The organism is Rhodoferax sp. (assembly GCF_013297935.1).
Classification (GTDB): domain Bacteria; phylum Pseudomonadota; class Gammaproteobacteria; order Burkholderiales; family Burkholderiaceae_C; genus Allorhodoferax.
On the sequence record NZ_JAAFIX010000001.1, the window covers coordinates 217,338 to 235,905 of the forward strand.

The 18,568-nt window shown below is 58.1% G+C and carries 17 protein-coding genes; 6 read left to right on the forward strand and 11 right to left on the reverse strand.

The genetic code is table 11. The annotated features are described in order from the left end of the window. Positions 1–14 precede the first annotated feature (14 nt). The gene (uvrC, locus tag QZW03_RS01080) at positions 15–1,985 is read right to left on the reverse strand and encodes an excinuclease ABC subunit UvrC (protein WP_296507537.1); all 1,971 of its coding nucleotides are present in this window, start codon (positions 1,983–1,985) and stop codon (positions 15–17) included. 48 nt (positions 1,986–2,033) lie between these two features. Here uvrC and earP point away from each other — a divergent pair, with 48 nt between their 5' ends. The 3 genes from earP to QZW03_RS01095 all read left to right on the forward strand — a co-directional run bounded on the left by earP (position 2,034) and on the right by QZW03_RS01095 (position 4,912). Beyond that, a complete protein-coding gene (gene earP / locus QZW03_RS01085; protein ID WP_296507540.1) occupies positions 2,034–3,239 on the forward strand; it encodes an elongation factor P maturation arginine rhamnosyltransferase EarP in 1,206 nt (401 codons plus the stop codon). Between the two features lie 106 nt (positions 3,240–3,345). Then, a complete protein-coding gene (efp, locus tag QZW03_RS01090) occupies positions 3,346–3,900 on the forward strand; it encodes an elongation factor P (RefSeq protein WP_296507542.1) in 555 nt (184 codons plus the stop codon). Between the two features lie 142 nt (positions 3,901–4,042). Further along, positions 4,043–4,912, forward strand: coding sequence for a TIGR00730 family Rossman fold protein (locus QZW03_RS01095; RefSeq protein ID WP_296507544.1), 870 nt, complete (start codon positions 4,043–4,045; stop codon positions 4,910–4,912). Here the strand turns inward: QZW03_RS01095 and QZW03_RS01100 are convergent. The 6 genes from QZW03_RS01100 to QZW03_RS01125 form a co-directional block, all read right to left on the reverse strand. Then, positions 4,894–6,102, reverse strand: a complete 1,209-nt coding sequence (locus tag QZW03_RS01100) for an MFS transporter (protein WP_296507546.1) — start codon at positions 6,100–6,102, stop codon at positions 4,894–4,896. The genes QZW03_RS01095 and QZW03_RS01100 overlap by 19 nt on opposite strands. After that, positions 6,099–7,502, reverse strand: coding sequence for a DNA recombination protein RmuC (gene rmuC, locus QZW03_RS01105; RefSeq protein WP_296507548.1), 1,404 nt, complete (start codon positions 7,500–7,502; stop codon positions 6,099–6,101). Before rmuC ends, QZW03_RS01100 begins: the two co-directional genes overlap by 4 nt. A gap of 122 nt (positions 7,503–7,624) precedes the next feature. Next, the gene (locus QZW03_RS01110) at positions 7,625–8,611 is read right to left on the reverse strand and encodes a D-glycerate dehydrogenase (protein WP_296507550.1); all 987 of its coding nucleotides are present in this window, start codon (positions 8,609–8,611) and stop codon (positions 7,625–7,627) included. Continuing rightward, positions 8,608–9,861: a nicotinate phosphoribosyltransferase gene (gene pncB, locus QZW03_RS01115; RefSeq protein WP_296507552.1), complete on the reverse strand. Its 1,254-nt coding sequence runs from the start codon at positions 9,859–9,861 to the stop codon at positions 8,608–8,610. Before pncB ends, QZW03_RS01110 begins: the two co-directional genes overlap by 4 nt. A gap of 107 nt (positions 9,862–9,968) precedes the next feature. Next, positions 9,969–10,664, reverse strand: coding sequence for a nitroreductase (locus QZW03_RS01120; protein ID WP_296507554.1), 696 nt, complete (start codon positions 10,662–10,664; stop codon positions 9,969–9,971). After that, positions 10,661–11,113, reverse strand: a complete 453-nt coding sequence (locus QZW03_RS01125; protein ID WP_296507556.1) for a thioesterase family protein — start codon at positions 11,111–11,113, stop codon at positions 10,661–10,663. The genes QZW03_RS01120 and QZW03_RS01125 overlap by 4 nt, the downstream gene beginning before the upstream one ends. A 291-nt stretch (positions 11,114–11,404) precedes the next feature. On the opposite strand from QZW03_RS01125, the gene QZW03_RS01130 reads away from it, so the two are divergent. Then, positions 11,405–11,950 (forward strand): phasin family protein, encoded by a 546-nt coding sequence (locus QZW03_RS01130; RefSeq protein ID WP_296507558.1) that lies wholly within the window; start codon positions 11,405–11,407, stop codon positions 11,948–11,950. A 187-nt stretch (positions 11,951–12,137) separates the two neighbouring features. Here the strand turns inward: QZW03_RS01130 and QZW03_RS01135 are convergent, their stop codons facing one another. Next, positions 12,138–13,061, reverse strand: a complete 924-nt coding sequence (locus QZW03_RS01135) for a patatin-like phospholipase family protein (RefSeq protein WP_296507559.1) — start codon at positions 13,059–13,061, stop codon at positions 12,138–12,140. A gap of 118 nt (positions 13,062–13,179) precedes the next feature. On the opposite strand from QZW03_RS01135, the gene QZW03_RS01140 reads away from it, so the two are divergent. Further along, positions 13,180–13,668, forward strand: coding sequence for a DUF1499 domain-containing protein (locus QZW03_RS01140; protein WP_296507561.1), 489 nt, complete (start codon positions 13,180–13,182; stop codon positions 13,666–13,668). A gap of 54 nt (positions 13,669–13,722) precedes the next feature. Here the strand turns inward: QZW03_RS01140 and clpA are convergent, their stop codons facing one another. The 3 genes from clpA to icd all read right to left on the reverse strand — a co-directional run bounded on the left by clpA (position 13,723) and on the right by icd (position 17,870). After that, a complete protein-coding gene (gene clpA / locus QZW03_RS01145; protein ID WP_296507562.1) occupies positions 13,723–16,032 on the reverse strand; it encodes an ATP-dependent Clp protease ATP-binding subunit ClpA in 2,310 nt (769 codons plus the stop codon). Between the two features lie 79 nt (positions 16,033–16,111). Beyond that, on the reverse strand, positions 16,112–16,468 hold the full coding sequence (clpS, locus tag QZW03_RS01150) for an ATP-dependent Clp protease adapter ClpS (protein WP_296507564.1): 357 nt from the start codon (positions 16,466–16,468) through the stop codon (positions 16,112–16,114). A gap of 148 nt (positions 16,469–16,616) precedes the next feature. Then, complete coding sequence (icd, locus tag QZW03_RS01155) at positions 16,617–17,870, reverse strand: NADP-dependent isocitrate dehydrogenase (protein ID WP_296507566.1); 1,254 nt, start codon at positions 17,868–17,870, stop codon at positions 16,617–16,619. 166 nt (positions 17,871–18,036) lie between these two features. On the opposite strand from icd, the gene QZW03_RS01160 reads away from it, so the two are divergent. Beyond that, complete coding sequence (locus QZW03_RS01160; protein ID WP_296507567.1) at positions 18,037–18,492, forward strand: DUF192 domain-containing protein; 456 nt, start codon at positions 18,037–18,039, stop codon at positions 18,490–18,492. Positions 18,493–18,568: the final 76 nt, after the last annotated feature.

The window sequence follows — 18,568 nt, forward strand, 5'->3', positions numbered from 1 at the left end:
GATTGTGGCACGGCTTAATGCAGCGCCCGGTAGATTTCCTCCGCCAATTCGCGAGAGATTCCATCGACTGAGGCGATGTCTTGGGCACTGGCCTGCTCCACGCCGCGCACCCCGCCGAAACGCTGCAGCAAGCGGGCCCGTCGCTTTGGACCGATTCCAGGAATCTCCTCCAACTTGCTGCCGCCGGTCCGGACCTTGGCTCTGGCAGCCCGCATGCCGGTAATCGCAAAACGGTGTGCTTCGTCGCGAATTTGCGCCACCAGCATGAGCGCCGCTGAGTCGGCGCCCAAGTACACCTTGTCGCGCCCGTCGGCGAACACCAACTCCTCCAAACCGACCTTCCGCCCCTCCCCTTTTTCTACGCCAACGATCAGCGATAGATCCAGTCCCAAGGTCTGAAACACTTCCTTGGCCATGGAGACTTGACCCTTTCCCCCATCCACCAGCACCAGGTCCGGCAAGCGCGCGCTGCCCGTCGGTGCACTCCCGCTGTGCTTGGCTTCCCGCAGCGCTTCAGCAAGCTTGCTGTAACGCCGGGTTAGCACCTGCCGCATCGCCGCGTAGTCATCCCCGCCGGTAATACCGTCAATATTGAAACGCCGGTACTCCGCGTTTTGCATTTTGTGCTGCTGGAACACCACACACGAGGCCTGGGTTGCCTCGCCTGCGGTGTGTGAGATGTCGAAGCATTCAATCCGCAAGTCATCGAGGTTGTCCATGGCCAGATCCAGCGCGTCGGCCAAGGCCCGTGTCCGGGCCTGCTGGGAACCCTCTTCGGACAGCAAGCGCGCCAACTGAAGGGCCGCATTGGTCTGAGCCATGTCCAACCAAGCCCGCCGCTGCTCCCGCGGCTGATGTACCGCACTGGCCTTCACACCGGTTTGCTCTGCGAGTGCCTGCATCAGCGCTTTGCTGACCGGCTCACTCACCACCAGCACCGACGGCATAGGAACCTGCAAATAGTGCTGGGCAATGAATGCCTCCAGAACCTGGGCCTCTACGGAAGAGGCTCGCATGCTCTCCTCCACGGTTTCCATGAGCGAGGCATCTTCAACATGCACCGGAAAATAAGGGCGATCTCCCAGGTGCCGCCCGCCGCGCACCATGGCGAGGTTTACGCAGGCTTTGCCGCCCTGAACCTTGACCGCAAGAATGTCCACATCGCGGTCCGACACGTTGTCGACCGATTGCTGGTGCAGCACATTCGAGAGCGCCGCCACCTGATTGCGCAACTCGGCCGCTTTCTCAAACTCCAGTTTGTCGGCATGGGCCATCATCCGGGTTTCGAGTCCGCGCATGACATCTTGCGCCTCCCCCCGCAAAAAACGCTCGGCATTCGCAACATCCTGCGCATAGTCCAAGGGTTGGATGTGCCCGACACAGGGCCCTGAGCAACGCTTGATTTGGTAAAGCAGGCAAGGCCGGGTGCGGTTGGCAAAAATGGAGTCTTCGCAGGTGCGCAGACGGAACACTTTTTGCATCAGCAGGATGGCCTCTTTGACGGCCCAAGCACTCGGGTACGGCCCGAAATAGCGGTGCTTTTTCTCCACCGCCCCACGGTAATACGACACACGGGCAAACTCCACCGGCTGCGGCGCACGGGCAGACACCGGTGACTCCGCAGGCGCCATGTTCTTGGGCACAGGCGGCGTGCAAGTCATCTTGAGGTAGGGGTAGCTTTTGTCGTCCCTGAACAGGATGTTGTACTTCGGGTTCAGCGTCTTGATGAGGTTGTTTTCCAGCAGCAAGGCCTCGGCCTCAGAGCGCACCACCGTGGTCTCCATGCGCACAATCTTGCTCACCATGTGGCCGATACGGGTGCCGCCATGATTTTTCTGGAAATAGCTGCTCACCCGCTTCTTCAAGCTGATCGCTTTCCCCACATACAGGACCTGGCCTTCGGCATCGAAATAGCGGTACACGCCGGGCAAAGACGGCAGGGCTGCCACTTCGCGCAGCAGCTCTTCGGGATGGGTTTCACTCATGGGGCGCTATTGTCAGCCCAGTGGCCGGGCTTGTGCACAATCGGGCGCATGTCCTTGCCCGCCCACCTGTTGCCTCCTGACGCCCCATTAACGAACCTGCCCCACTCCCAGTGGGAAGTGTTTTGCCGGGTCATCGACAATTTTGGCGATATCGGCGTGTGCTGGCGCCTGTGCGCAGACCTTGCGAGCCGCGGGCACCACGTTCGCCTGTGGGCCGACGACAGCAGCCCGCTCCAATGGATGGCGCCCGGTGCACTCGAGGGCACATGGCCCGGAGTGCAGGTACTGGATTGGGCCCTTAGCCACAACAGCGCCTATGTTGCGAGCCTGCCACCGGCCACGGTGTGGATTGAAGGGTTCGGCTGCGAAATTGCTCCTGAATTTATAGCGGCATGCGCAGATTTTATAAGGGCCGGAAGCGAAAATCACTTCAAACCACCGGTCTGGATCAACTTAGAGTACCTTTCCGCCGAGAGCTATGTTGAGCGCTGCCATGCCCTGCCCTCACCGGTGATGCAAGGCCCCGCAAAGGGCTGGACCAAGAACTTTTATTACCCCGGCTTTACGCAAGGAACCGGGGGGCTGTTGCGCGAGCCGGCATTGCTTCAGGACGAGGCAAACTGGGGACCAACTGAGCGCACTGCCTGGCTCCAGGTCCATGGAGTGGCATGGCAGGGTGAGCGCCTCATCAGCTTGTTTTGCTACGAGCCCCCTGCCCTCGGTGCCGCACTGGCGCATTGGATGGCCGGCCCCGAGCCCACTCTCCTTTTGGTGACGCCGGGGCGGGCTACCCGCGCGGTGAAAGCCATTTGGACCGAAGCGCTGGCTGCAGCGGGCTTGCAAGACGGCCAAGGGCATTTGCGGGTTCATTACCTGCCCTTACTCAGCCAAACCGAATTTGACGGCTTGCTGGGCAGCTGCGATGTCAATCTGGTGCGGGGCGAAGACTCGCTGGTGCGCGCGCTCTGGGCAGGCAAGCCGTTCATCTGGAACATTTACCCCCAGGACGACGGCGCCCACGCCGACAAACTGCAGGCCTTTCTGGACTGCCTGAATGCGCCGCCTTCACTGCGCGCACTTCACGGCGCGTGGAATGGGGTCGCACTGGCGGGCGAGGCTGACGGCAAACCGTGGGACTGGAACACTTTGCACGCCGCAGAAATGCTCGCAGCCGCGCAAAACTGGCGCAGCCGGCTCATGGCGCAGCCCGATCTGGTCAGCCAGCTCCTCAATTTCGTAGAGAAAAAGCGATAAAATACGAGGCTTTGCTGAATTTGCCGCCCGAGTTTTGGGGCGATTCATGCCCCGCCGCAGACTGCGGCCTACAGTCGCCACTCGCGACACTCGCTCTAGCAACCCTATGAAAATCGCACAAGAAATCCGCGCCGGCAACGTGATCATGCACGGCAAAGACCCCATGGTCGTCCTGAAAACCGAATACAGCCGCGGCGGCCGCAACTCTGCCACCGTGCGCATGAAGCTCAAGAGCCTGATCGCCAACTTCGGTACCGAAGTGGTGTTCAAGGCCGACGACAAGATGGACCAGATCATTCTGGACAAGAAGGATTGCACCTACTCCTACTTTGCAGATCCTCTGTACGTCTGGATGGATGCTGACTACAACCAGTATGAAGTCGAATCCGAAAACATGGGCGACGCCCTGAACTACCTCGAAGACGGCATGACCGCCGAAGTGGTGTTCTACGAAGGCAAGGCCATTTCTGTGGAACTGCCAACCAGCGTCGTTCGCGAAATCACCTGGACTGAGCCCGCTGTGAAGGGTGACACCTCCGGCAAGGTGCTCAAGCCTGCCAAGATCGCAACCGGCTTCGAAATCGGCGTGCCAATTTTCGTGGCACAAAACGACAAGGTCGAAATCGACACCCGCACCGGCGAATACCGCAAGCGCGTCTGATACCCGCCTGAAGCGAGCGGGCAACCCCTCGCCTCCAGAAAACAAGCTCCTTCGGGAGCTTTTTTTATGGGCCCAAACACCCGAGACAACATGGCATGCCCCTTGCGTTCAAAGTGCCTCGAAACTACCGCACAATGAAGCCATGGAAAACACCCAAAACCTCAACGAAAGCCGCATCGCCAACGCTTGGGCGGATCTGCAAAACCATTCTGACCAAGGCGGTGCGCTCGACACCGACGCTTACCGCTTGGCATTTGCGGACCCCGAGTTTTTGCTGCGCCGCGAGACACGCGGTATCCGCATCCAGCTCGAAATGCTCAAGCCCGACCTCGACCAGGCGGCACAAGGCGTGGACAACACGGTCGTGGTTTTCGGGAGCGCGCGCTTCCCCTCGCCCGAAGAAGCCAGCGCTGCACTCGAAGCCGCCACGGCCAGCGGCGACGCGCAGGAAATGGCCGTTGCCCAGCGTCACATGCGCAACTCCAAGCACTATGACAACGCGCGCCTGTTTGCCCGCTTGGTTGCCGGCCACAGCGCACGCAAGCCACGCGAAGAGCGCCTGTTCATTTGCACCGGTGGCGGCCCCGGCATCATGGAAGCGGCCAACCGGGGTGCCCATGAAATGGGTGCCCTCACGCCGGGGCTCAACATCACCCTGCCGCACGAGCAGCGTGCCAACCCCTACGTCACACCGAGCCTGAGCTTCAAGTTCCATTACTTTGCCACCCGCAAAATGCATTTCATGATGCGCGCCAAAGCACTGGTGGCGTTTCCGGGCGGCTTCGGCACCTTAGATGAACTGTTCGAAGTCATCACCCTGGTTCAGACCAAAAAAGCCAAGCCGGTGCCTATCATCCTGTTCGGCACCGACTATTGGAAACGCCTGATCAACATGGACGTGTTGGTCGAAGAAGGCGCGATTTCCCCCGGCGACCTCGACTTGCTGAAATACACCGACGACCCCGAAGAGGCCTGGGAATTTATCCGGACCTTCTACGGACTGCCGCTCTGAGTTCCGGCACGCAGCCCAAAGGCTGCGTGTGAGCCCAGCCCCACGAGGGCGCCCACGGTCCAAAACACCACCGAGACCCCCACCACCACGCCAGCGGTGCCAAAAAACATGGGCATCAGCACGCTGGAGAGATTGATGGTCATCAAGCGCAGCGCAATGGCTTGGCCGTGCAAGGCATGGGGGGTGATCTGGTGCAAGGTGCTCATGATCATGGGTTGCACCGTACCCAGTGTCAGCCCCAGCAGCACCGAGCAGGCGCCCATGGCCCACGGGGTGGGCATGAAGGGATAGACGGCAAACAAGACTGCCGTGATCACCATGGCACTAGTCACCACCGCCCACTCCCGCAAACGGGCTGCCATCAGCGGCAGGAACACACGAACCACCGCCGCAGCCACGGCAAACGCACCGAGGATGGTCCCGATCACCGAGGCACTAAAGCCCCGCTCGTGCCCCAACACCGGCACCACAAAGGTGTGTACATCCCAGCAGCTCGAAAGTAGCCAGTTCACCAGCAACAGCCGGCGCATCATCGGGTCACGCAGCAAAGGCCATGCGCTGGCCGGGCCGCCCGCCGGCTGCGGCACCCGCTGCAGCTCCTGGCTGGAGCGCACACACCACCACGCTAGACATGGCAACAAGGCGGTGAAAGCAAATGCAACGGTGAAACCCTGTGCATCGGCCACCTGCCCCCCGGACCAGACGCCCGCATGGTCAATCAACAAACCCGCACACACCGGCCCTAAAAAGTTGGACACCGCAGGCCCGATGGAGAGCCAGCTGAACACACGGCGCAGGTCGGTGGCATCGGCAGCCGCCCGACCGACATGGCGTTGCAAGGCAATTGCAGCAGCCCCTGTGGCACCGCCCATCATCAACGCCGCAATGCACAACGCTTCAAAGCTGGGAAACAGCACGGCGACCACAGGCCCGGCCATGGAGGCACCCACGGCCCACGATACCGGCTTGCGCAAGCCATGGCGGTCCGCAAACCGCCCGGCCGGCAATGCCAGAAACACTTGCGACAGGGAGAACAGCGACAGCAAAGAGCCCACCGCCAAGGGCCCGTACCCTTGCTGCAAGGCCCACAGCGGAGCCGCCAAGCGCATGCCTGCCATGCTGGCATGCAGGCAGACATGGCCTGAGATGAGCCGCAACAAGGCCCAAGGACTCTGCGCTGGAGGTGTCATAGGCCCGCGCTGTCAGGGTCGCGGTCTAGATCCCTATCGATAGGGAGCAGCGCCTGCGACTGGGTTTCTGGCAGAGCCTCTACCTTTTTAAGGGCACGGCCCATGGCTCGGCTGCGCACCTCGGCACTGTCCAGCGTTTTGAGTACGGTCTCGGTTTGTGACTTGACCTTGGCGAGCACATCGCCGAATTTGCTGAACTCCGTTTTCACAGCACCCAGCACCTGCCAGACTTCGCTGGAGCGCTTTTCCAGCGCCAAGGTGCGAAACCCCATCTGCAAAGAGCTGAGCATGGCGAGCAAGGTCGTGGGGCCTGCCAGGGTGATGCGGTATTCGCGCTGGAGCGCCTCCATCAAGCCGGGGCGGCGCAGCACTTCGGCATACAAACCCTCAGTCGGCAAAAAGAGAATCGCGAAGTCGGTCGTGTGGGGCGGCTCCACATATTTCTCGGCAATGGACTTGGCCTCCAGGCGCATACGCGCCTCCAGTGCTTTGCCTGCAGCTTCCGCCGCGACAGCATCGGCTCGGCCTTGCGCGTCCAGCAAACGCTCGTAGTCTTCGTTGGGGAACTTGGCATCAATAGGCAACCAAAGGGGTTCTCCGTTGTCCGACTTGCCGGGTAGCTTGATCGCGAAGTCAACCACATTTTTGCTGCCGGGCCGGGTGGCCACTTGGGTGGCGTACTGGTCGGGCACAAACACCTGCTCCAACAGGCCTGCCAATTGGGCTTCGCCAAACATGCCGCGGGTTTTCACGTTGGTGAGTAAGTGCTTGAGGTCGCCCACGCCTTGCGCCAGCGATTGCATTTCTCCCAGTCCCTTGTGGACCTGTTCCAGTCGCTCAGCCACCTGCTTGAAACTCTCACCCAAGCGGGCTTGCAAGGTGGTTTGCAGCTTTTCATCGACCGTGGCCCGCATTTCGTCGAGCTTGGCAGCGTTCGTGGTTTGGAGCTGGGCGAGCTGCGCTTCCAAGGTCTGACGGACTTCTGCCATCCGGCGGGCATTGGACTCACTCAATGCGCCCAGCTGCAGCGCAAGCGTGTCTGACAGCGTCTTTTGCAAGAGCGCGAGTTGTTGGCCGAAGGCATCTATCTGGGTGTTTTGGGTGCGCGTGGCCTCTGCCCCTTGTTGCACCAGACTCTGCTGAAAAGTCGCCAGGTTCTGGGCCAGCTCCTGGCGGCTGCTGCGGGCGCTCTCTTGGACCTCGCGGCGCAGCTCACGCTCCAAACGCTCGGTGCTGCTTTGCAGACGGGCCAGGATTTCCTGACGGCGGGCTTCCTGCTGGGCTGCCTCTTGGTCCCGGGTCTGAGAGTCCGCGCCCCTGCGGCCACGCAATAGCACGACCAGCAACACCAGTTGCACCACCCCGAGAGCAACCCCAGCGAGCCCTGTCCATTCCGTCATACATTCCTTCAAAATCACTAACAAATCGGGCTCTAGCCCCTATAGATACTGCGCTGATAGCTATAAAAACAGTAGCAAATCACTCATTGGGCTAGTGGTCGTTGAGCACGCACCGCCCGCCATCAGGCCAGCGTATTCACCGGCGTCAGCACCGAACCATCGCCAAAAAAGCGCAGCAGGTTGTCTGCGGCCAGCTGCGCCATAGCCCGGCGCGTAGCTAGCGTGGCGCTGGCGATATGGGGGGTGAGCACCACGTTGGGCACGGTCAATAGGTCGGGGTGCACCTGCGGCTCCCCCTCAAACACATCCAGACCCGCAGCGGCTATCTGGCGGTTGCGCAGCGCGGCAGCCAGCGCGGCATCGTCCACAATGCCGCCGCGTGCAATATTGGTCAGTGTCGCGGTCGGCTTCATGCGCGCCAGCTCTGCTGCCCCGATAGCGTGGTGCGACGCAGCCGAATACGGCACCACCAGAACCAAGTGATCTGCCTGAGTCAGCAAGGTGTCCTTGTCCACGTAGCGGGCACCACAGGTGGCCTCGGTCGCGGGGTCCAGCCGGCTGCGGTTGTGGTAGATCACCGGCATGCCGAAGCCGTGAAAGCCGCGCCGTGCAATAGCTTGCCCGATGCGTCCCATTCCCAAAATGCCCAAGGTAGCGCCGTGAATGTCGCTGCCGCAAAACATGTCGTAACTCCAGCGGGTCCATTGCCCGGCCCGCAAAAAGTGCTCGCTCTCGGCGACCCGTCTGGCGGTGGCCATCATCAGCGCGAACCCGAAGTCGGCGGTGGTCTCGGTGAGCACATCAGGGGCATTGGTGCCTTGCACGCCGGCAGCGGTCATGGCGGGCACATCAAAGTTGTTGAAACCCACGGCCATGTTCGCGCAAATTTTGAGCCCGGGGCAGGCCTGCAAAAGTTCGGCGCTGATGCGCTCGCCGCCGGTGGTCAGGGCACCGTCTTTGCCTTGCAGGCGTTCGGTCAATTCACGCGGCGACCAGACTGCATCGGCCTGGTTGTGCTCCACCTCAAACACAGCCTCCAGCTGCGCAAGCACGTCCGGAAATATCGCCCGGCTGACCAGAATGCGGGGTTTGCGGTCGGTGTAATTCATAGAGAGGCCTGTGGAGAGTGGGCAGCGGGCTGCTGCGGCGATGGAATGTCAAACACCTGACGCAGATAGGCGAGGTACTTTTCGTCATCGCACATATTTTTGGACGGTGTGTCGGAGAGCTTCGCGACCGGCTGTCCGTTGCAACGCACCATCTTGATCACAATTTGCAGCGGCGTGTAACCCAGGTCGTTGGTTAAGTTGGTTCCGATGCCGAAAGCCAGTTGGCACCGCCCCTGAAACTGGCGGTACAGCTCCACGGTGCGGGGCACGGTGAGCCCGTCACTGAAGATCAGTGTTTTGGTTGCCGGATTCACACGGTTGCTGAGGTAGTGCGCAATCATCCGCTCGCCCCACTGGAACGGGTCGCCACTGTCGTGGCGCGCACCGTCAAAGAGTTTGCAGAAAAACATGTCGAAATCCCGCAAAAACGCGCTCATGCCATAGACATCGCTGAGCGCAATACCAAGGTCACCCCGGTACTCTTTCGCCCACGACTCAAAGGCAAAAATCTGGCTATCGCGCAGGCGAGGACCCAACGCCTGGGATGCCTGCAAATACTCATGCGCCATGGTTCCCAGCGGCGTGAGCCCCAGCTTCATGGCCCACAGCACATTGCTGGTACCGGCAAACTGGCCACTGGGCGTGGGCGCGGGCGCAGTAGCGGTGCCGCTGGAGCTTGAGGTGCCCAGCTTGGCGCTGAGAACCCGCAGGACCTCGTCATGCCAGGCCCGCGAAAAGCGCCTGCGAGTGCCGTAGTCTGCAATCTTCAGATCCTGCAAACCATCGGCACGCAACTGCTCGATCTTGGTGTCCAAGCGCTTGCGCCCCTCGACGAAGTCCGGCACCCGCTGGCTGTTGCGGAAATACACCTCATTGACGATGGCCAGCACCGGAATTTCAAACAAGATCGTGTGCAACCAGGGCCCAACGATGCGGATCTCCAGCTCCCCATTCTCCAAGGGCGTGATGGTGATGTACTTCTCGTTCAGCCGGAACAGGCCCAGAAAATCAACAAAGTCGCTTTTGATAAAACGCATGGAACGAAGGTAAGCCAGCTCGCTCTCTTGGAACTGCAAGCTACAGAGTGCACGGACCTCTTCGCGGATTTCCGCCGCATGGGCGGCAAGGTTGACACCCTGATTCCGGCACTTGAAGCGGTACTCGACCTGAGCCCCCGGAAACTGGTGCAACACCACTTGCATCATGGTGAACTTGTAGAGGTCGGTATCCAGAAGACTGGTAATGATCATGAGAGTGCGCCCGGCAGGTTGCTGTACCGCCGGGTAATTTGCTATTATTTCAGGAGCACCATGCGCAGTTTCTAAAGGCGCTAGAGGGTGGTTTCACTATTGCATGCTTAGTCCAGCCATCGGGTGAAATCAGCAACCGGCACCCGTGGCGTGTGGAAGCCATTCACTGGCGCCTCGGGGTCGGCATAGCCGAGTGACATGCCGCAGACCAGCATCTCGGACTCAGACGCCCCGATGTGCGGAAGAATGATGCTGGAGAAACCATTCCACGCTGCCTGGGGGCAGGTGTGCAAGCCCCGACCACGGGCCGCAACCATGATGTTTTGCAAAAACGCACCATAGTCCACCAGCGAGCCCCGCCCCATGACCTTGTCGACCGTGAACATGAGACCGACCGGTGCGTCAAAGAAACGGAAATTCCGCTGGTGCTGCAGGTGCATTTTGTCCTTGTCTGCCTTTCCTATTCCCAGCAAACCGTAGAGCCCCCAGCCGTTTTCCCGGCGACGGTCGATATAGGGGCTGACCCACTGGGCGGGGTAGTAGTCGTATTCTTCCTGGTACTGCGCTGCGAGCTCGGGGTTGGCGCGGATGGCGTTGTGGGCCGCACAAGTTTTTTCCACCAGCACGTCGCGGCTGGTGCCCTGCAGTACATAGACCTTCCAAGGCTGGCAATTGGTGCCGGAAGGTGCCCGGCTCGCCACTTCCAGAATGGCTTCAATATCTTCCCGCGCCACGGTTTGCGGCAAAAAAGCGCGGGCGGACATGCGGGAGCGGATGGCGTCATCGACGATGGCTGCAGTCATTGCAAGGTCTCCAGGAGTTGTCTTAATGCATCCGGAAGCGGCACCGGTTTGCGGGTGAGTCTGTCTACATAGACATGGATGAAGTGGCCTTTGGCCGCCGTGGTTTCGCCGTGGCCGAATATCCCGACTTCGTAGCGCACGCTCGACGTTCCGAGCTTGGCAACCCGGAGGCCCGCCTGGACAGTTTCGGGAAACGAGATGGAGGCAAAGTAATTGCACTGGGTTTCGACCACCAGCCCGATGGTCGCGCCGGCATGGATATCAAGCACGCCCTGCTCCATCAAGAATGCATTAACCGCAGTGTCAAACCAGCTGTAATAAACCACGTTGTTGACATGACCGTAGACATCGTTGTCGCTCCAGCGTGTAGGAATAGATCGCAAAACCTTGTAGGCACTGCGTGGCTCTGCGTGAGGCTTGAGAGGCACATTCGATTGCATGCGAACCATTTTGCCAGTGATCGAACGCCCGCTTAGTCAGGCAGGCTGCATTCAGTGCCCCTTCCCACAGAACCCGCCAATAAACGGCCCAGCTTTATGACGCGACTGTGAATTCGCGGACCCCAAACACTGGCTGTAGGAAATTCACTCTAATTTGCTGCAGCGCAACAAAAACAGCTTGCATTGATGGCGGGCTTGCCTATAATTCGATCCATGCTGCACTGCAACATAACTTGTCCGGGGGACAGATGCTGGTGGCGCAGATGGTGATTTTTTACCTTAACTCTTGGAGAGATCTATATGCTGACCGTTGAACAAGTTATCGCTTCCCACAAAGCCAACATCGAAACCCTGTTTGGCCTGACCAACAAGGCGTTCGAAGGCGTCGAGAAAATCGTCGAATTGAACCTGACTGCCTCCAAGGCAGCTTTGTCTGAAGCCGCTACCCACACTCAAACTATGTTGAGCGTGAAAGATGCGCAGGAACTGCTGGCTCTGCAATCCGGCCTGTTGCAGCCTTTGGCTGAAAAGACCGCTGCTTACAGCCGTCATTTGTATGACATCGCTACAGCGACCAGCACTGAATTCACCAAAAACGCTGAAGCTCAAGCCGCTGATGCGCAGAAGAAGTTTGCCGGTTTGGTTGACAGCGCCGCGAAAAACGCACCTGCCGGATCCGAATCGGTCGTTGCCATCATGAAGAGCTCGGTGGCTGCTGCTAACAATGCTTTGGAATCTGTTCAAAAAGCAGTGAAGCAAGCAACTGAAGTCGCAGAAGCCAATTTCAACGCAGTGGCCGCCACCGCGACTAACGCTACCAAGGCAGCGACTGCTAAAAAGCGTTAATTTTTTGGGCTCAGGACACTAAAACTGAGAAGTTTTTTGTCCTGTAGCTAGTCACCAAGGGAAAACCCTGAGATAATTCAGTCATCAGAAACTCCCTTGTTTCTACCGGTTGTCTCCTCGGGTCCTTTCGAAACCTTAAGGTTCAGGGATCCCTTCAAGGCCTCGTTGCAAAACGGGGCCTTTTTTTTTATTTGTTGCGAGCTGCCAGTGCAGCTTTGAGTTCCGGAATCATCTGCAGCATGGCCTGACGACCCGCCTCAATCGAGCGCTTGCGGGCACTGAAGTCTGAGCTACCGATGCCCTGCAGTGCAGGCCTCACCACCACATCGGCGTCTTTGAGCTCAAAACGATTGATGCTTTTGCCCATGATGGAGAAGGTCTGCATCAAGATGTCCAAGGTGCCGCCGGTCAAACTTCCCTCCGGCGGACTGGAAATATCGACCGCAATCACAAAGTCCGCCCCCATCCTGCGGGCAGCCCCGACAGGTACTGGGGACACCAGGCCACCATCCACATACTCCCGCCCCGATATCTTGACCGGCTGAAACACAGCTGGCACGGCACTCGACGCACGCACTGCAGTACCGGTGTCGCCTCTTTGGAACAGCACATCATTGCCGCTGTTCAGGTCCGTTGCGACAATCCCGAGGGGGATCGGCAGTTCCTCTATCAATTTGCCGCTCACTTGCGAATTCACGTAGCGCGCGAGAGCATCGCCACGCAACATGCCACGACTAAAGATAGGCAGCGTCCAGTCGGCAATGGCCGCCTCTTCCATCGTCTCTGCGACACGTTGCAACTGAGAGCCATTTTTCCCGCTGGCATAAATCGCCGCCACCAGACTGCCGGCAGAAGTACCTGTGACTAAATTGGGCTTGATCCCATTTTCTTCGAGCACCTGAATCACACCGACATGGGCAAAACCACGTGCCGCCCCGCCTCCGAGCGCGAGACCGATTTTGGGCGGAGGCTTGGGCACCGCCACGGTAATGCCTGGGTCTACCCCAGAACTGCCCGACTGATTTGGCGAGCCGGGCGCTGTCGCGCAGGCGGATACCAACACTGCCACGCTTAGGGCAAAAGCCCCGCGCAATACATTCTCTAGATTCATGTTTGTTGCCGGAAAAAACTGATTAGTTGGCTCTGTCGCCTGGCGGTCACTCGCACGCCAATTGCAATAAGCTTTGGCCTACCATTGCATCATGCACAACCGCACACAAGGAGCACCCGTGAAAATTCTATGGTTTGTCGGATTCATCGCCATTGTGGTGCCGGCTTTGATTTTCTTCGCAGGACAGTTCGGCTTACTCAAAGGCAAAACGCCGCAGGACATCGGAGTGCATGATGGCCGCCTGAAGCCCCCTTCGTACACCCCCAACAGCGTCAGTAGCCAAGCTTCGTTGTATCCGGAGCACCCCCAAAAAGGCTACGCGGACATCCAGCCTATCCAGTACCAGGGCGACAGCGCCGCTGCCTGGCACAAACTCGCGGCCATTGTCCGCGAACTGCCTGCCACCGTGATTGTGACCGAGACCAGCGACTACCTGTACGCCCAAAGCACGACCCCCACCTTGAAGTTCACCGACGATGTGGAGTTCTGGCTGAGCCCGACGGAGCAGGTCATCCATGTCCGTTCAGCAAGCCGCATCGGACGCAAAGACTTCGCTGTCAACCGCACTCGTATAGAAAAGATAAGGGCCCAGTTCGCTAAGAACTGAGCCCTCTTGCACCGGCACCCCAGCGTGACCGGTGCTGCGTCAGACGCTATCGGTTTAGCCCGGGGTTACCTCTTCCGGCTTGGATTTACCTTCCTTTTTAGGAATGGGTTGGATATCTAGGGACACTTCGTCCTTGTCGTCCAAATCCACGGTCAAGCGACCGCCATCTACCAATCGACCGAACAGCAGCTCGTCTGCCAAAGCACGACGGATCGTGTCTTGGATCAGGCGCTGCATCGGCCGAGCGCCCATTAAGGGGTCGAAGCCTTTCTTGCCCAAATGCTTGCGCAGCTTGTCGGTAAAGGTGACTTCCACTTTCTTTTCTGCCAGCTGGGTTTCCAGCTGCAAAAGGAACTTATCAACCACACGCAAAATCACGACCTCGTCGAGAGCCTTGAAGCCCACGATCGCATCCAGGCGGTTGCGGAACTCCGGCGTAAACAAGCGCTTGATGTCGGTCATCTCATCGCCGGCCTCACGCGGATTGGTAAACCCGATGGTGGCCTTGTTCATCGTCTCAGCACCAGCATTCGTGGTCATGATGATGATCACGTTGCGGAAGTCCGCCTTGCGGCCGTTGTTGTCGGTGAGAGAACCGTGATCCATCACCTGCAACAACACGTTGAAGATGTCCGGATGCGCCTTCTCAATCTCATCGAGCAAAAGCACTGCATGCGGTTTCTTCGTGATGGCTTCCGTCAGCAACCCACCTTGGTCAAAACCGACATACCCGGGGGGGGCGCCAATCATGCGGCTCACCGCATGGCGCTCCATATATTCGCTCATGTCGAAGCGAATCAGGTCAATGCCCATGATGTAGGCCAACTGTTTTGCAGCCTCGGTCTTGCCGACGCCCGTAGGGCCGCTAAACAGGAAAGAGCCGATGGGTTTATCCCCTTTGCCCAGACCGGAGCGGGCCATCTTGACGGCCGATGCCAACACGTCCAGCGCCTTGTCCTGCCCGAAGACCACACTCTTCAAATCACGTTCCAGCGTTTTGAGTTTGCTGCGGTCATCGTTGGACACATTTGCAGGGGGAATACGGGCAATCTTCGCCACGATTTCCTCGACCTCAGTTTTGCTGATGGTCTTTTTGCGTTTGCTCGGGGCCAGGATACGTTGAGCAGCACCTGCTTCGTCAATCACGTCAATGGCCTTATCAGGCAGATGACGGTCATTGATGTACTTGGCGCTTAGCTCTGCCGCCGCTTGCAATGCAGCTACGGCGTACTTCACGTTGTGGTGCTCTTCAAAGCGTGATTTCAAGCCTTTGAGAATTTCCACTGTCTGGTCGATGGTGGGCTCCACAACATCAACCTTCTGGAAGCGGCGAGACAGGGCAGCATCTTTCTCGAAGATGCCACGGTACTCGGTAAATGTCGTTGCGCCGATACATTTCAGTTGCCCGGAGCTCAGGCTCGGCTTCAGCAAATTCGAAGCATCCAAGGTGCCACCCGAAGCAGCACCCGCACCGATGAGGGTGTGGATTTCATCGATAAACAAAACGGCGTTGGGCTTTTCTTTCAGGGACTTGAGGACCGCCTTCAGACGCTGCTCAAAATCCCCGCGGTACTTGGTGCCCGCCAGCAACGCACCCATATCGAGCGAGTACACCACGGAATCAGCCAGGATTTCAGGTACGTCGTTCTGAGAAATTCTCCACGCCAAGCCTTCTGCGATTGCGGTTTTTCCGACACCTGCTTCACCCACCAGCAAAGGATTGTTTTTACGACGACGGCAGAGAATTTGAATGACCCGCTCCACCTCGTAGTCGCGGCCAATCAGGGGGTCAATCTTGCCTTCCTTGGCGAGCTGATTCAGATTCTGGGTGTACTGCTCCAAGGGAGAAGCCTTTTCGTTCTTCTCACTAACCCCCTCCTCGTTTTCTGAGGGCGCCTCGTTAGACTTTGCAGCCTCCGGTGGATCGGTCTTTTTGATGCCGTGCGCAATGTAATTGACAACGTCCAAGCGGGTCACGCCTTGCTGGTGGAGGTAATAGACCGCATGCGAGTCTTTCTCGCCGAAGATGGCCACCAACACATTGGCGCCAGTTACTTCTTTTTTGCCACTGCCGGTGCTCTGCACATGCATGATGGCGCGTTGAATCACCCGCTGGAATCCTAGGGTGGGTTGCGTATCAACTTCGTCCGAGCCTGCAACTTGCGGCGTGTTGTCCTTGATGAAGTTAGTCAGGGACTTGCGCAAGTCGTCGATGTTTGCTGCGCAAGCACGCAGTACCTCTGCCGCACTCGGGTTGTCAAGCAGCGCCAACAACAGGTGCTCTACGGTGATGAATTCATGGCGCTGCTGGCGGGCTTCCACGAAGGCCATGTGCAGGCTGACTTCCAATTCTTGGGCAATCATATGAATTCCTTTTTCTGCCTTGATGTTGAATAACTGTAATCTGAAATGATCACCGCGTGACTGAAGTTTCGGCTTTCCCCTACAGATCTACGGGCTCACTGACACATTTCAATGGGTGTCCTGCTTTATGTGCGGCCTCCAGCACTTGGTCCACCTTTGTAGCGGCAATATCCTTTGGATAAACGCCGCATACACCGCGTCCGTCCAAGTGGATCTTCAGCATGATGGCGGTAGCCGCCTCAAGATCTTTGCCAAAGAATTCCTGAATGACCACCACGACAAACTCCATAGGGGTGTAATCGTCATTCAACATGACAACCTGGTACATCGAGGGCGGCTGCACCTTTTGCGCCAGGCGCTCAAGGACGACAGTGCCTTCATCAACGCCGGAAGGAGGCGGCTTGATTGCAGGTGGTTTGGGGATATTTTTGGCCATGAAATGATTCTATCGAGAGGCACAAGGGCGCAAATCTAAAGAAGATATGGGGCGACGCTTCTGCTTTGCAAGCACGAGGTGAGAAAAAGCCGCACAAACCTGTGAATTTGTGCGGCTTTGTAAGTCTGGACCGAAAATGTCCGGCGGGCTACATGTTGTCCATCATGACTTTGCCGAAGCCCGAGCAACTCACTTGCTGAGCCCCGTCCATCAGACGCGCAAAGTCATAGGTCACTTTTTTGCTGGCGATCGACTTTTCCAGAGAACGGATGATGAGGTCCGCGGCCTCTTTCCATCCCATGTGTCGCAGCATCATTTCTGCGGACAAGATTACTGAGCCCGGATTCACATAATCTTTGCCGGCGTACTTCGGCGCGGTGCCATGGGTAGCTTCGAACATGGCAACCGTATCCGAGAGGTTCGCACCGGGGGCAATGCCAATCCCCCCCACTTGGGCGGCCAAGGCATCAGAGATGTAGTCTCCGTTCAGATTCAAAGTCGCGATGACGCTGTACTCGAGCGGGCGCAACAAGATCTGCTGTAAGAAGGCATCGGCAATACTGTCTTTGATGGTGATGAACTTACCGGTATGGGGATTTTTAAACTTGCACCATGGTCCGCCATCAATCAACTCAGCCCCGAACTCTGTGCGGGCCAAGCTGTAGGCCCAGTCCCGGAAACTGCCCTCGGTGAACTTCATGATGTTGCCTTTGTGAACAATGGTCACATTCGGCTTGTCATTGTCGATGGCGTATTGGATCGCTTTCCGGACCAAGCGCTCTGTACCTTCCCGCGACACAGGCTTGATCCCCAAGCCGGAGGTTTCAGGGAAACGGATCTTTTGGATTCCAAAATCATCCCGTAGTACTTGGACCAAGCGCAAGGCCTTTTCAGACCCGGCCTCGAACTCGATGCCCGCATAAATGTCTTCCGAGTTTTCACGGAACACCACCATGTTGGTTTTCTCGGGCTCTTTCAAGGGGCTTGGAACGCCCTTGAAGTATTGGATCGGGCGCAAGCATACATACAGATCCAACTCCTGACGGAGAGCGACATTCAGAGACCGAATTCCGCCCCCGACGGGAGTGGTGAGTGGCCCCTTGATCGAGACCAGGTAATCACGCACCACATCCAAGGTTTCCTGGGGCAACCAGACATCAGGGCCGTACACACGGGTCGCCTTCTCGCCGGCAAAAATTTCCATCCATTGAATTTTCCGGGCACCACCGTACGCTTTTTCGACCGCGGCATCGACGACCTTGAGCATGACCGGCGTGATGTCAACGCCGACGCCATCGCCCTCAATAAACGGGATGATCGGGTGGTCCGGAACATTCAATGTCTTGTCCGGATTAGCGGTGATCTTTTGGCCTTGCTGAGGTACTTGAATGTGCTGGTACATAAAAAACAAAACTCCAATATCCAGATCGCCCATCCGCCGAATGGGAGGACGCCTCTGGCGCCGGCGCAAAATGCCTTGGATTCATTCTAGTTGTAAAGTCTGGCCCTGCTCCCCGCGAAGCCACGACAATGATGTCCCGACTCGCCTCCCTGCCCCTCCGCCCTGTATGAGCCAATTCAAAACACTTTTCCTCGCCACATTACTTTTCAGCGCGACGTGGGTTCAGGCCCAAGAAAGCGCCCAGCTGGACCTGCCTCGCGTCAAGCTGGGTGCCGGCATGTACCAGATTGAAGCCCAGGTTGCCCGCACTCCTGACCAGCGCTCCACCGGCTTGATGTTCAGGAAAGAAATGCCCGCCTACGAAGGCATGCTGTTCGTGTTTGAACAGCCCTCGGGGCTGTGCTTTTGGATGAAGAACACGCTTATCCCACTGACCGCGGCCTTTATCAGTGACGATGGAACTGTCGTGAACCTTGCGGACATGAAACCACAAACGACGGACTCTCACTGTGCATTGCGTCCGGTTCGTTATGTGCTGGAAATGAACCAGGGGTGGTTTGAAAAACGAGGCATCAAACCTGGAAGCAAAATCAGCGGCACTCCTTTTGAGCCCCGTAAGTAAGCCACCATGAGGCACCAAAGAAAAAGGGCTTCGACGCAAGCCGAAACCCTTTTTAAGACGCACGCCCTCAGGCAGC